Below are 14,540 nucleotides of genomic sequence, written 5' to 3' on the forward strand. Positions count from 1 at the left end.
CTCTAAATAATTAAAGAGCTTATCGATAAATCATGAAAAATACGTTTGAAAAAAGTATACTGAAAGAAGAAATTGCTACCCACACCGGAATGCGCATTTCATATCTTTTTATAAGTGTCTCCATAACGGTAGTATCATTTTTTGATTTTACCAGAAGCTGGAGGATACCTAAAAATGGTACAAGCTGCCCTAATGTAGTTAATATTAATCCAGAAGTATTAAGGTACTCTAAATTAGAATATCCATAAACCAATAGAATACCTCCAAGCATTACAAGCAAAAGAGAAACCTTTACAGCTTTCAAAACACCCATCTGAACTGGTGGAGTAATAATGCCATCTGCCTTATCCTCAGTATAATCAGCTGCAGTATAGTATAGGCCATTACCATATTGTACAAATGCAAGCCCCAAAATCATTAAAAAAACAGGTACACTTAATGACGAATTCAACGTTAACCAACCATACAAAGGAGGCAAAAACATTATTATTAGGAAGAGGGAAATAGAATTTAGAATACCTCTTCGTTTAAACCTTAAAGGTTCTATTGAATACGCCATTGTAAAAAATGTACCTATTATAAGAAGGATTAATAGGTTATAGTTTTTTGTAAAATACGAAAGTAGAAAACCCGAAAGAGAAAACAATAAAAATTCAACCACCAGCATCTTTCTGACAAAAGGCTTTCCAAGCACATCAATAGCCTTTGTTAATCGGACCTTTGTTGGAGATTTTTTATCAAAGTTATAATCAAAATAAACATTTATAGCCCCTCCCCAGTATGTTGCAATGTTATAAGTTATAAATGCTAAAATTACGGGTATACTTATCAGCTCCTTAAATGAACCGAGGTTTAAAATCATAAAAGAAAGAATTATACCCTCGCTCACTGGAGTAAACTCAAAACGATTTACTACTAAAAATGCCTTTAGTTTTTCAAAAAATGATACTTTCATCGTTAACCTCCTATTTGTATAACGTTGTACTATGCTTAAATTATACTTAAACTGCTTATTTATAACAGTTCCAACAATTTTATGTATATTTCAAAAATAGTACTATATTTTTAAGACTAATCACAAAACCTTCATTATTCCCCTCATCCTCACATAACTAATAGCCTCTTTGCAGTTACTCGCATTAAGTTTTTTCAAAATATGATTAATTTGATTTTTTACTGTACTTTCAGACTTATATAGTCTTTTCATAATCTGGTCTTTTGTGTAACCAGCCTCTATAAGTTCAAAAACTTCCTTTTCGGCTCTTGACAATTTATTCAGAAATTCATTTTCCTTGAGCTTAAGATAATCTTTGAGAAGAACTTCCATTGGAGTAATACTGTTATAGCAATCCCTTATTGCTTTAAGAATCCCATCAAAATCATTCATTAAAATACAATTTGTTGCACCTGCAGAAAAGGACTTTATAATTGCTTCATCTTCAAATGATGGAGAAAGAATTATAACCTTTGCTAAATTCCTTCTATTTAATATAGCAGCTGTGTAAGCACCCTCAAACTTTATGTCATTAAGGTTCAATGCAATTAGTACGATATCAGGATTAGCTATATCAGCAACCTTCAACGTATCATTCATATTTTCTGTAGTTCCAACAATAAAAATATCCTTTTCTTTGTTTAAAAAGTCTATTATTTTCTTCAACCAGTAATAATTGTTGTCTGCCAGCATCACGTTAATTTGACTCATAATATTTACCACCAATAATATTTAGTTACATAGTTATTTAAATTTTCTAAAACAAACACTTACCTCTACTTTTTATCAGAACAAGGGATTAAATTCATGACAATGAAAATTATCAGAAATAGTAGACATGTGCCTCCAAAGAATACATAGTTTATACCAAATAGTTCATATACTACGCCCATTACCATAGGTCCTACAGCCTGTCCAAACCTGAGTCCCACACCATTAAGCGACATAAAAGTCGCAGTTTTTCCTTCTTTAGCATGATCTCCAAGCATAGTCTGAATGCAGGGGATACATATTCCATTCGCAGCACCAAGTAAGAAAATTGGAATCAATAAACTCCAAAGTGTAGGCATAAAGGGGACTATACTAAGCAATATTGCATATAGTAAAAATGCAAATTTTATAAGTGATTTAATTCTGAAGAGCCTTATTAGTCTGACTACAAATATGGACATTAAGGCATCTGCAATTGACATACTGGCTAATATAACTCCTATCATAAATGAGGAAGCATTAAAACGTGACTTCATTAAAAAAGGAGTATAGGTTAGATATACTCCATAAAATATAAAGAAAACTGACACGCATGTTATAAACGTCTTAAGAACCTCTACGCTTTTGAATCTTATAAGAGTACTTTTCAAATACGCAAAGAATTTTTCCCTATTTTTTATTTCAGGGTACCTTAAAACCAGAAAAGTTATAATAGCAACTGGAATTGCAATAAATGCTAACAAGAATGGATACTTCGGATTTTCCAGTGCAATAAAACCTCCTATAGAAGGATAAATTGCCATTCCTATACTCATTATTCCTGCATTTAAACCAATAGCCTTGATTCTATCGGTTCCAGAAAAAAGATCACATATTACAGCAATATTTAAAGAACCTAAAGCTCCTGCTCCAATCCCCTGTATAGATCTTAAAATAAGCAATAACTTAAAATTCCCAACAAAGCAACATGCACCCCCAAAAGAACCAAATATCATTAGGCAGACTACAATTAATTTCATTCTTCCAAAACGATCACTCATCATTCCAAATACAGGTGTTAAAAAAATGCCTGGTATTGCAAATATTGATATAATTTTTGCTACTTCACTCGGAGATTTTTTATAGTATATTGCAAGCTGGGGTAATGCAGGTGAAATACTCGCAACTCCCAAGACAGCAATTAATGTAATCAAGAAAACTATACATAAATGCAAACTTCCCCTATCTTTAATAAATTTGTGCATAATTATAATAAACCCCCGCATCAATAATGTGTAATTACTTTCCTCATAAAATAAAACTTCCCTATATTTTGAGTACACAAATAGAATAGTCAGTTAGAAACTAAAGTAATATTAAGAAATAATGAGCTTAAAGTTCTGTTTATATTGAAAAGCAATGAATACTTTAAAAGTAAATTGCTCCTATATAGAAATAAATAAAATGCAAGAATCACCGTACTTAGCAGACAATAATTGAATTACAGAAACTTATTAATTCAGCTTTCGCCTTACTACTCTCTAAAGAATTCAAAGAACTAATTGCCTTTTCTACATATCTACAAATAATTTGCTTTGACTCTTCTATAGCTCCAGTTTCATATAAAATTCTTCTTAGAAAACTAGGTTCAATAGTATCATCAAGCCTGAAAAATCCTTCTAAAACTTTTTTTTGCTCTTTATTTCCAAGTTTATAAGCAATAGAAATAGGATATGTAACCAGTCTGTTTTTTTCATCTATATCTATTGGCTTACTTTCATGGCTGCTCCCATCCATATAATTAATTAAGTCATCCCTTATCTGATATGCTATACCAATGTTTAATCCAAAGTCACTTAGCAAACTGAGCTGAGAGCTTTTCCCATTTGCTAATATGCCTCCTATTTTGCATATAGCTGCAAAAAAATATGCTGTCTTAAACCGTATAACTTTAAAATAAATGTCCAAATTTATGTCAAGGTTTCCTATCAGTTGTTTCTCCATAAATTGACCAATACACATATTTTGAAATGTTTTGTTTAGTATTTTCGAAATTAAAACATCCTTTTTCTTACTTTTATATTTTGATATCAACCACTCAGAATAAAAGATAAGAAAGTCCCCAAGCAAAATAGCTTCTGAAATACCAAATTTTTTATATACTGAATCACAATTTCTTCTCGTACTACTTTCATCAATAATATCATCATGTATCAAGCTGGCAGTGTGTAATATCTCAATAGCAGCAGCAACATATTTTATACCTTCATCAAAAGTGTCCTTTATGCAATTGTATGCCATATACATCATTAGTGGCCTTTTTAAAGCGCCTCCAGTATCAAGGCTATATGAAAGTTTATTATAGAACCCATCATATTCTTTGAAGTTATATTTTGCTTCACCAAACACTTTTGTAATGTCATTTTTTATTAGTTGATTCAATTCCTGAAGATAACTACAATCTGACGTAACCGAATTTTTCATAAACACCTCATTGTTTCTTCTTTTTATACTTTATTTGTTTTTACCGCTATCCTTGTGCAAATTACCGTTTAGAGCTTTAACTACATCCTTAAAAGTGATCTTAAACCAACATGTATATTTTTCTGGATTTATTACTATATCTTCTGCAATAAAATCTATATTCTCCCACTTTACCACTTCAACCTCGCTATGATTTGGCCGAGGTAAACCATCAAAGTTTCCAATATAAACATGATCATATTCATGTTCAATTAAACCATTATCAAACTGTTCTTTATAAATGAAACTATAGACCTCCTGCAATTTACAATCAAACCCCATTTCCTCCTCTAATCGTTTGTGAATTGCTAACTCAAGATTTTCTTCCAAATTTGGATGACTACAACATGTATTTGACCAAAGACCACCTGAATGGTATTTACACTTTGCCCTCTTCTGTAATAAAAGTTCTTTCTTTGAATTAAAAATGAAGATAGAGAAAGCTCTATGTAGCTTACCTATTGTATGGACTTTTAATTTTTCCTCACTCCCTATTTCATTATCATATTGATCAACAAGTACAAGATTCCCCACTTCTTCACCTCCTTTAAATATTTACTCTATAGTCTTGATAGCATTAATTTAAGTAATTGTTCCTATTACTTTTATTATTTTTACAACAAATAATATACTTTTTATTTACAGTATCTTCTTTTTATGGTATAAATATTACCATAAGTAAATTTTTTATAAAAGTTCTAAAAATTATACTCATTTTATGCTGAAAGTTCTATATTTTTAGGTTAAAACCCAAATTTAAGTTATTTTAGGTTTCTATAGAATAAATAGAATCAGTATAATTTATTGTTTTTTACTGGATGCATCTATAGGGGAGAAAAAAGCGATTATTTATTTTTAAAGACATGCTTGTCTAAACTTATTCTAGACGATATATTCGTTTTTTAGCACTTTCATACTTATTATTAGATTAGTAATAAGTTCAGACATTATCTTTCATCAAATATATCTTATATAGGTAGCAAAGGGTAAATGGTAAATGATAAATACGACTTATTATTAAATAATTTTATCTATGTAGCATTATGGTAAACGATAGATAATTCAGTTACTTTTTATTTGCTAATAATTTTTAAAAGCAAAAAATCTTATTTGAATATGCAAATTTTGAGATAATCGAAACTTTTGTAATTCCACAGAAAATTGTGTAGTAAGATGAATGGGTTTAAGGCATTCACAAATGCTTAAAATATAAATTAAAGGGGACTAAAATAATGAGCAATAATGTCAAGTTATATGAAGAAGGGCAGGAAAACACCTCTACTTTAAACGTAATTATAGGAAATATTATTATGATCTTATGGTTTGCTGTAGGAACATTAGCCTGCGCGTTTTTAAGTCGAATAGTAGCAATAATCTATCTTACCTATTCAATTGTTATGATATATTTTGTAATGAGAAAATTAGTTTGTACAAATTGTTACTATTACGGCAAAAACTGTAGTATGGGTTGGGGTAAATTAGCTTCCCTGTTTTTTAAGAAGGGAGACATTTCAAAATTTAAAGGCTGTGGAGGTCAGAAGCTTGCTCCCGTTGTCTATGGTGTAATCTCTATAATCCCTATCATATTAATTATAATATCTTTGGTAAAAGCTTTTACATTAACTAAAATTGCAGTTTTAGTAGTATTTTTGCTTATCACCGTATATACAAATGTAATAAGCAGAAAAACATCTTGTAGTAAGTGTAAAATGAGATATGAATGTTCTGGTTGCATAGTAAAATAATTTTTAACTTCATTTACATAAATATATTTTTGTATTTATAAGTCAGGACGACCCGCTTGGCGGACAATGTCGTCAACTTAAGGAAAATTCAATAAATATCAAAAATACTTGACAAGGTAACCCAAAATGTTGCCTCGCAATTTACCTGCCTATAACTATTAACATTTTGCAACTCGAGAATATCTCCCTTTTCAAACTCAACATTACTGGTACTTGCATATGCAAGTGCCAGTAATGTTCCCTCTCTTTTTTTAAATAGTTTTTTAGAATAGGACCAAAGCCTATCTGCGAATAAAAAGGAATATCCGACCGTTTCCCCAAAGACAGCATTTGTTGAAATTCAGAAAACGGAGAAGGTTCCCGTTTCATCTTATGGAGTAATTCTGAGCTGGAAGGATGTCAGCATCAAGATTTCATCAAAGCACGAAGCCCTCTTTGCAGCAGAGGTAATCCGCGCACTGCAATCCTCATGTTGAGTTCATTTATTTCAGGAGCGGAGCACATTTACCTTGCATATGGCGCAACTGATTTCAGGAAGCAGGCTGAATCACGAGGGAATGCCCGTAAATGCTTATAAATTCGACATTTTGCGGGCTTTTGTCATGTAGAAAAGCAGCCCGAAAAATGGTATACTATTCGTAGATAAAACGTGATGGGAAAGTCGGTGAGGTAATGACGGAACAGGAAGAACTGCTCATGCTGAGAGCCCTGGTTGCAAAGCAAGAGGAAGAACTGAAACAGAAGGATAAAACGATTGAACAACAAAATATCCGTATAGAAAACATGATTCAGGCGCTACTTCACGCAAGGCAAAAGATGTTCGGGAAATCGACTGAGGTTACCGTTCATTTCCCCGGACAGATGAACCTGTTCTCTACCACACAGGACCTAGCGAAAGAACTTTTTCAGGAGCAGAAAAAGATAACTGTGCCTGCACATCAGCGAAATACAAGACAGCCCGGTGTCCGCGCTGAGGTGCTTGCCTCACTTCCCAAGGATGTTGATGAATATATCATCAATCCGGAAGAGGTATGTTCCACCTGTGGCGGCAAGCTGAAAGTAATCGGAAAAAGGCTGATCCGCACTGAGGTAGAGGTTATTCCTGCAAAGCTCAAGGTGGTGCAGATTGTACAACAGATCGCAAAGTGTACAGAATGTGGTACCGGGAAAAATGATAACCCAAAGGATCATTTTCAGAAAGCGGCAATTCCCAGCTCAGTATTACCTCATTTCATTGCAACGGCTTCTCTTGTAGCTCAGATAATGTATCAGAAATTCACGATGGGGATCCCACTGAGCCGTCAGGAAAAGGACTGGTACCGACTTGGATTGATACTTCCGCGAAACAACATGGCGCACTGGGTAATCCGATGCAGTGAAAAATGGTTGATTCCAATCTATAACAGGATACATTCTGAATTAATGAAATGTGACTGCCTGCATATGGATGAAACTAGAATTCAGTGCAACAAGGAAGAAGGAAGAAAAGCCAATACCAATTCCTTCATGTGGGTTATCCTGAGTGGTGTAACGGAAGGTATTACGGCTTCCTACTTTCATTATTCGCCATCCCGAAGTGGTAAGGTTGCTCAGAAGCTACTGGCAGAATTCAAAGGTTATCTGACCACCGATGCATATATCGCTTATGAAAAGGTGGATAATATCAAAAGAAACCTTTGCTGGGCTCATGTTCGTAGGTATATGATAGAGAGCCTTCCTTTGGATAGCCGCGGAAAGGATATCCCCGGATCGAAAGGTGCTGAGGGACGGGATATGATCGACCTTCTATTCAAACTGGAAGATGAAATGAAGAATATTTCGCCTGAAACCAGAAAAGAAAAGCGTCAGGTGGCATCCCGTGCCATCCTTGATGCCTTTTGGTCGTGGATTGAAAAGACATCAGCTCTTTCTACACCAAATGAGAAGCTGACTAAGGCACTTGCATATGCAACTAACCATAAAGATTACCTCGAAACATTCTTGGAGGATGGACGGCTACCGATCTCGAACAATCTTTGTGAGGCCAATATCAAACCGTATGCGATGGCTCGAAGAGCCTGGCTGTTTGCTGACACTCCAAAGGGTGCAACTGCAAATGCAGTATTATATACCATTGTTGAATCGGCCAAGGCAAATGCTCTCGATGTTTATGAGTATATACGTTTTCTGCTCAATACAATGCCAGACACAGATTTTCATAATCATCCAGAACAGATAGATGCTTACCTGCCATGGTCAAAAGATTTGCCCCGGGAATGCAGGTTGAATAAGAGGATAAAAAAGGAATTCCGGTAGGAGCTAATTGTAGCACACTGGAATTCTTTTTTACATACGCCATGTTTTGAATCACTTACAATATAATTTATCTTCCAGTTCTTCAATAGTAGGCAGACTACTTTAAAACTATATTTGTATGCGCATATTTCTTACTTTGCAGGAAATGAATCAAGCAAATTGGATTTATAAGGTTTCACTAATAAATTTCTTCACTGATGCTGCAATTTTCTTATACTCAATATCCTGTACATAGTGACTGCAATCAAGCTGAATAAAGGTTCCATTCTGAATCTGTTTCATAAATTCCTGCTGGCAAGAGCACCAATAATTATCGTTAAAGCCCGTTCCCTTTCCATTAGAACCAAATAACAGTACTGGCACTGTTATATCAGCTGGAGAACAAAGTTTCGCCGCATTTTCCTTAACGGCTTTCACTTCATTAATCATATCCTTTGTTGCAGTTCTTCGATAGAACACCGCACGATAGATTTTCTTTTCCTGTTCAGTCAGATTGCCATATTTAATGGCATCACTTTCCGCTGCATCAGGGAGTAACCTTGTAATTCCTAGTTTTGCTGCAAGAGCTCCAAGCGTTAATGTTACTGTACTAGGTTCAAAATTTTTATAGGTATCCTTTACTGCCATATCTAATCCAATAATTGCTTCAACTTCATCTGGATACTGTTGCTGCCAATATAAAGCTTCAATACCTGACATGGAATGTGGGCATAAGATGTAAGGTCCAGTCACTCCAGCTTGTATCAGTGCTTCCCTCGTCTCACTCAGTATAGTCTCAATGTCTCTGGTGCCTCCTGATACATCACTAAATCCATATCCAAACTTCTCTACAATAGCAATTTTATACTTGTCACTTAGACAAGAGCCTAATGATTTAAAATCCAGAATCGGTGAAGATGTCCCACTTCCAGACATAAAGACAAGTGTTTTATCTCCCTCTCCCTCGAAGTATACGCTCATTTTATGTCCATTTACAGTAACCAAGGTTCCTAAAGGCGTCATTAATTCCTTCTCTTTGTTTAGCATGATAAAATGATAAATGATACATCCCAAAAAGCACAAAACAATAATACAAACTAAAAATTTAATCATTTTTCTGAATTTCATTATTCCCTCCTTCGCAGCAATCTAATATTACCTAGCCAAATTTAATGTTAAGATAATCCATGCTATCAAGTGTCTGGACTTTGTAGCCTTTTAACTTCATCGTATCCATGAATAGCCGGCGCACATATTCTTCCTGCTTGGCATCTTTTTTTCCAGCCGAAGCTATGTCTTGAGATAAATAAAGCTTTCTTAATAAATTATAATTCTTCGTAATATCTTGATATTCTGTACAGCCCTCTTTATCTGCATATGTTGTAATATAATATAGATAATGTTCAATTTGCTTTTTCAGACTGTCTGTTTCCTTCTCAACCTTTTTATTCTTAAAGTCACTGTCTGCCCTGCCGACTTCCTTATTTGCCGAAAACACCTGAGCATCAGGATATTCCCTCTTTACAATCTTTCCAAGGACACTTCCTGGTCCAAATTCCACCCAGTTATTCACACCAGTCAGATACGCATAGTTCATACAATCACTAAAATGTATAGGCATATACATCTGCTCCACCAGATATTTTTTTAAGTAAATATCTTTACATGGTCTACCTGTTACATTAGATATCATTGGAACAACCATTTTGTGTAAAACAAGCTTGTCCATATATTCTGCTAATTTTACCGAATACTTTTTCATATGTTTAGTGTGAAAGGGATAAGGTAGTTTTAATTTTTTCACAATCGCATTGTCATATAACATAGTAACGTAATTCTCAAAATTTTCGAAATCATCTTTTTGAATTGTTACAATAGTCTGGCTGCTTCCATTGTAATTGCTTATGTTTACATCCCTTTCTTTTGCAGCATTATAGCTTTCTACTAACATCTCCACTTCCACTGAAGATATCCCAATAACGGATACCATTAGAAACTCAGCATTTACGTGTGTCATCAATTCTCCACGTAATTTTATAAGATTAAGACCTGTATCAAAATCAACTGCTCCCATGCAAGCTAATGCAGCAAACTCACCCATACTGTGTCCAACAACTACATTTGGCTTGTAGCTGGTTTCTTCCTTAAGCATTTGAAACAGCATATATTCATACACATAATTTAATGGCTGGCTGTAATGTGTCTTAAATATTTTTTCCTCATCATGGGACACTTTCAATATGTCATACCCAAGAACCTCAGATGCCCTCTCCAAAATTTCTCTGCTTTGACCCATATCTATAAATGGATCAAACATATCGGCAAATTGGGAACCCTGCCCTGTAAATAAAGCATTATATAAATTATTTTCCACTCTATTTCTCCACCTTTTCCGAAGTAAGAATCTTACCATCCTTCATTCTGATAATACTAGTACCATACTGTGCCGAACCAGCTGAATGCGTTACCTGTACAATCGTTGTTTTGTATTGCTGGTTTATATCCCTTAATAACTTCATGACAGTTTCTCCGGATACACTATCCAAATTACCAATGGGTTCATCTGCCAGAATTAAATCAGGCTGTGTAATCAGAGCCCTGGCGATTGCAACCCTCTGCTGCTGTCCACCCGAAAGTTGGCTTGGTTTGCATTTGTATTTATCTGTCATTCCGATTACTTCTAAAATATCATTTAGCTCCTTCTTCTTTTTCTCAGCCTTAACTCCAGCCATAACAAGAGGAAGCATAATATTTTCCGCTACACTTAATCCCTGTACAAGATTGTAGAACTGAAAAACAAAGCCAATCTTTGAACAGCGAAGCTTACTTCTTTTTCTCTCTGATAATTTGTTTATATCTTGATCAAACAGCATAACCTGTCCATCTGTTGGCTTATCTAATCCCCCAAGCAGATATAAAAATGTACTCTTACCACAACCAGAAGGCCCCATTACGGACATAAACTCTCCCTTCTCAACTTGAAGGTCGATGCCCTTTAATATCTGATTTTTCACATCCGAATTGGAAAATTCCTTGGTTACTTTCTTTGTCTCCAATACAATATTATTACTCATAGCTATCCCCCCTTTATGTCTATTCATATTTCAATACCTCAACAGTATTCATTTTGAATAAGTTTACGACCGGTATCAAAACTAAAATATTTAACACGATAAATAATGCTATTGATGTTATGATAATCGCAAAAACCGGATACTGCATGTTAAATGCCAGTCCTGCACTCCATAATATTTTCGGCATTATATACTGGTACAGAAAACTTAACGCACCTGCATAGAAGATAATGACAACATACATCGTGATAATTTCACCATAAAACATCGTAATCAGCTGTCTACGACTCATTGCCGTGGAATATAAGACTGCCAGTTCTCTCTTTCGGGATAAAAAGCTGACGGTTATATTGTTAATGACTCCGAAGATAATAAGCAGAACGGATATGCCAATTATAATATAGAGAATTAGAATCAGAGAATTGACACCTGACATACTATCCTCCACAACTTCACTGATTGTCTTTACAACAGTTGATGTTTTGATTAATTCATTTGAAACATCCCTTGCCACAGTGTCTGCATCATAGCCCCTTGATATCTTAATCAGGTACTGGTAAGGTTCCACATCCAGATCCAAATCAAAATACTTCTGTCCGATCATAATAGCATCTCTTGTTGTGACAAATCCTGATGAATTAATGAAATCAATTACCTCGTATTCCTGATCAATGACTTTGCCAGATTCTTTATCATTAAATTTTATTGTATCACCAATCTTGACACTATTTTTATCTGCCCAGAAAGAATCTATTAAAGCATATCTTCCCTCTGATAATATTTGCGCCTTTTCTCTGGGATATTTTATGCTTTGGGAACGGAAGTGGTAAAATTTTTCTTCGTCATCAACGCTAATAATAGAAACGGAAGCTGTCTTATTCTCGTCTATATAAGCATCGGTAAATGAAAGATAATCAAAATACGTTTCTTCCACTCCATCTATATCTTCAATATCTTTATAATCTCTTAACTCTGATGTCAGGTTAGTACAGGAAATATCAAAATCATTGCAGTCTATCATCGTTTTCATGGAACTCCTTACACCAAAAATAACCATGATAATACATAACAGCATTGACACTACAATCGTAATCAAAGTCACACTACTTCCAAGCATTTTATCACGTCTAATATTATCTACACCAAAACGATATGCCCCTCCAAATATTCTTCCTAAACTGACATCATATAATTTTGTCAATAAGCTGGTAATAAGCTTACACAAAATGATACTGCTGACCACTGTTAGTATAAAGCAGCCTGTGCCAAGGAGCAGGTTATAGTTCTGGTTGCAGATATAAAGTGCTGCCGCCGCCACTGCAAACACAATTCCAACAATAATGCCTTTTAAACCAAGTCCATTTTCCTCTTTGCTATTTGTAAATAATAACTCTTTCACGGTTTTTCTGTTCATACGGAAAACAGAGCCAAGACTGCACAAAAGCATAATGACAACACTACAGACCAAGGCAACCACATAATAAGCAGGATTTATCGTGCTGTCAATCTCACTGTTAGTCTGGAAAGTATTTAACATTTCAAATACATATGGGCAGGCAAATATAGACATTAGCATTCCACCAATCCAACCCAGAACTCCATAACATACATTTTCACTAATGAATATTAACGCTGTCTTAAACGGTGTGGCTCCAACGCTTTGAAATGTTCCCATCACCTGCATTCTTTCCATATAGATAATCTTGGAAATGAAGGAAATCAGGTAAATGCTGATAAACAGCATGATAATCATGGCAGCCATAAGTGCTAATGAGGTTGCACTTTTTTTCTGGTTATATGAATCAATGTCATAACTTTCATTAATGCTTACCGTTGTCTTACCGCCTTTTGTATTATCCCTCTTGATAGCCGCAACAGTCTCATCGATATCTGCGTTCTCTTTCAAACTGACATATACACTAGATACCTTGTTATTTAAACCGTAGTATTTCTGAACCTTGCTTAAATCCATAACAACGGTAATGATATTACTGCTATCGCTGGAGAATACACCGCTTTTTTTTGCAATATCTGTTATCTTGAGCTTACGTGGTTTCCCCATTACGCTAACAGACAATACATCACCAACAGCCTTGTTTAATAAATCTCTTGTATTTTCTGATATAACAATATAGCCTTTGACATCTTCGTCTACTTCAATTCCATGAATCATTCCATTCTGGAATAGCGTATACAAGTCACAACCTACTAGGTTCACTTTGATATCATCCTCATCTGACTGGACTTTACCCAATCCAGTGAACACCTCAAGGTAATTATCAACTTGGCTCTGTGATAACTTTACACCGCCTTCTTTAAATAACTTGTCAGAATCAGACGGTGTGATAATCAGATCAACCTTGCCCTTCTCATACGCAATATTCTCTGCATACGCTTTCTCGTAGTAGTCATTGACCCCTAAGTTTATAATAATCAAGAAACTACATAGTATTAAAAAAACGACAATTAATCCTGTTCTAAATTTCTTTAATCTTAAATTATTGATTAAATATTTTAATATCAGTCTCACTAATATCCTCCACCCAACACATTTTCAACGAAATTTCTAATACTATTGCAGATAAGTTGCTTCTTCGATTCAAAGTAGAAATGACCACCCTCAAAGTGATGCACTGTTACTTCCTCATTGAAGTATTCTTTTAACCGTTTCTCATCTCTTATGGCACTTGTATCAGCCAATCCGTTAAAAATAGCAGCTTTCACTTGAAACTTACGATTTCTCTGCAAAGGGTGCTTCTTATCTAACATGATATAATCAGCCTTGATAATTGGAAAGAAGCAGTTCTTGAATTCCAGACTCTTTATAAGTTCTATGTTTGTCCCTCCGCTATCAAGTATCATCTGTAAAAACTCATCATCATTCATCTCACTGATCCTTTTATGGTCTGGCTCATCTACAGGGACCGATGCCCCAGATAAGATAACACCTTGCGGCATTGTCTTGCCATCCATTTCAAGCCTATCTAAAATGTACAAAACAAAAAGTCCTCCCATACTGTGACCAAAAATCACATATGGTTCATTCTCTTCTACTGCTTTCACGACCTCATTAAATAGGTATTCTAAAGCGTCCTTAAAATCATACAGTAAGTTTTCTTGTATCCTGCGTCCGTGCCCTGGCAGATCCAGAGGCACTATATCACAGCCGGGTAGCCAATTCTTCCATTGATAATAGAAGTAGCCGTTTCCTCCGGCGTAATGCAGACAAATTATTTTCAT

General features: G+C 34.8%; 12 protein-coding genes. 2 read left to right on the forward strand and 10 right to left on the reverse strand.

Annotation, left to right across the window (positions count from 1 at the left end):
* Nucleotides 1–19: 19 nt before the first annotated feature.
* The 5 genes from LY28_RS08625 to idi all read right to left on the reverse strand — a co-directional run bounded on the left by LY28_RS08625 (nucleotide 20) and on the right by idi (nucleotide 4,741).
* Nucleotides 20–955 carry a UbiA family prenyltransferase gene (locus LY28_RS08625; protein WP_110461775.1) on the reverse strand — a complete coding sequence of 312 codons (936 nt, stop codon included), beginning with the start codon at nucleotides 953–955 and terminating at the stop codon, nucleotides 20–22.
* 120 nt (nucleotides 956–1,075) lie between these two features.
* On the reverse strand, nucleotides 1,076–1,705 hold the full coding sequence (locus LY28_RS08630; protein ID WP_110461776.1) for a response regulator transcription factor: 630 nt from the start codon (nucleotides 1,703–1,705) through the stop codon (nucleotides 1,076–1,078).
* A gap of 65 nt (nucleotides 1,706–1,770) precedes the next feature.
* Nucleotides 1,771–2,949, reverse strand: a complete 1,179-nt coding sequence (locus LY28_RS08635) for an MFS transporter (protein ID WP_165835530.1) — start codon at nucleotides 2,947–2,949, stop codon at nucleotides 1,771–1,773.
* Nucleotides 2,950–3,166: 217 nt separating this feature from the next.
* Nucleotides 3,167–4,168 (reverse strand): polyprenyl synthetase family protein, encoded by a 1,002-nt coding sequence (locus LY28_RS08640; protein WP_110461778.1) that lies wholly within the window; start codon nucleotides 4,166–4,168, stop codon nucleotides 3,167–3,169.
* A gap of 30 nt (nucleotides 4,169–4,198) precedes the next feature.
* Nucleotides 4,199–4,741 carry an isopentenyl-diphosphate Delta-isomerase gene (gene idi / locus LY28_RS08645; RefSeq protein WP_207658072.1) on the reverse strand — a complete coding sequence of 181 codons (543 nt, stop codon included), beginning with the start codon at nucleotides 4,739–4,741 and terminating at the stop codon, nucleotides 4,199–4,201.
* A 698-nt stretch (nucleotides 4,742–5,439) separates the two neighbouring features.
* Between idi and LY28_RS08650 the strand changes: the two genes are divergently transcribed.
* Entirely contained in the window at nucleotides 5,440–5,952 is a 513-nt protein-coding gene (locus LY28_RS08650; RefSeq protein WP_110461780.1) for a hypothetical protein, read from the forward strand.
* A gap of 696 nt (nucleotides 5,953–6,648) precedes the next feature.
* Complete coding sequence (tnpC, locus tag LY28_RS08655) at nucleotides 6,649–8,247, forward strand: IS66 family transposase (protein ID WP_242981190.1); 1,599 nt, start codon at nucleotides 6,649–6,651, stop codon at nucleotides 8,245–8,247.
* Between the two features lie 165 nt (nucleotides 8,248–8,412).
* Here tnpC and LY28_RS08660 read toward each other — a convergent pair whose 3' ends face one another.
* Genes LY28_RS08660 through LY28_RS08680 form a run of 5 tightly spaced genes read right to left on the reverse strand, consistent with a single transcriptional unit; the run spans nucleotide 8,413 to nucleotide 14,540 of the window.
* The gene (locus LY28_RS08660; protein ID WP_110461781.1) at nucleotides 8,413–9,354 is read right to left on the reverse strand and encodes an alpha/beta hydrolase; all 942 of its coding nucleotides are present in this window, start codon (nucleotides 9,352–9,354) and stop codon (nucleotides 8,413–8,415) included.
* A 31-nt stretch (nucleotides 9,355–9,385) separates the two neighbouring features.
* Nucleotides 9,386–10,600: an ACP S-malonyltransferase gene (locus LY28_RS08665; RefSeq protein ID WP_165835532.1), complete on the reverse strand. Its 1,215-nt coding sequence runs from the start codon at nucleotides 10,598–10,600 to the stop codon at nucleotides 9,386–9,388.
* A 1-nt stretch (nucleotide 10,601) separates the two neighbouring features.
* The gene (locus LY28_RS08670; protein WP_110461783.1) at nucleotides 10,602–11,300 is read right to left on the reverse strand and encodes an ABC transporter ATP-binding protein; all 699 of its coding nucleotides are present in this window, start codon (nucleotides 11,298–11,300) and stop codon (nucleotides 10,602–10,604) included.
* 19 nt (nucleotides 11,301–11,319) lie between these two features.
* The gene (locus LY28_RS08675) at nucleotides 11,320–13,830 is read right to left on the reverse strand and encodes an ABC transporter permease (RefSeq protein ID WP_110461784.1); all 2,511 of its coding nucleotides are present in this window, start codon (nucleotides 13,828–13,830) and stop codon (nucleotides 11,320–11,322) included.
* The gene (locus LY28_RS08680) at nucleotides 13,830–14,540 is read right to left on the reverse strand and encodes a thioesterase II family protein (protein ID WP_165835533.1); all 711 of its coding nucleotides are present in this window, start codon (nucleotides 14,538–14,540) and stop codon (nucleotides 13,830–13,832) included. The genes LY28_RS08675 and LY28_RS08680 overlap by 1 nt, the downstream gene beginning before the upstream one ends.

The sequence above is a fragment of the Ruminiclostridium sufflavum DSM 19573 genome, from assembly GCF_003208175.1.
Taxonomy (GTDB): Bacteria; Bacillota; Clostridia; order Acetivibrionales; family DSM-1351; genus Ruminiclostridium; species Ruminiclostridium sufflavum.

Coding starts and splice junctions, on each gene's coding strand:
- LY28_RS08625 (WP_110461775.1), bottom strand. CDS start 955: ATGAAAGTATCATTTTTTGAAAAACTAAAGGCATTTTTAGTAGTAAAT.
- LY28_RS08635 (WP_165835530.1), bottom strand. CDS start 2,949: ATGCACAAATTTATTAAAGATAGGGGAAGTTTGCATTTATGTATAGTT.
- LY28_RS08680 (WP_165835533.1), bottom strand. CDS start 14,540: ATGAAAATAATTTGTCTGCATTACGCCGGAGGAAACGGCTACTTCTAT.
- LY28_RS08660 (WP_110461781.1), bottom strand. CDS start 9,354: ATGAAATTCAGAAAAATGATTAAATTTTTAGTTTGTATTATTGTTTTG.
- LY28_RS08670 (WP_110461783.1), bottom strand. CDS start 11,300: ATGAGTAATAATATTGTATTGGAGACAAAGAAAGTAACCAAGGAATTT.
- LY28_RS08640 (WP_110461778.1), bottom strand. CDS start 4,168: ATGAAAAATTCGGTTACGTCAGATTGTAGTTATCTTCAGGAATTGAAT.
- LY28_RS08630 (WP_110461776.1), bottom strand. CDS start 1,705: ATGAGTCAAATTAACGTGATGCTGGCAGACAACAATTATTACTGGTTG.
- LY28_RS08650 (WP_110461780.1), top strand. CDS start 5,440: ATGAGCAATAATGTCAAGTTATATGAAGAAGGGCAGGAAAACACCTCT.
- tnpC (WP_242981190.1), top strand. CDS start 6,649: ATGCTGAGAGCCCTGGTTGCAAAGCAAGAGGAAGAACTGAAACAGAAG.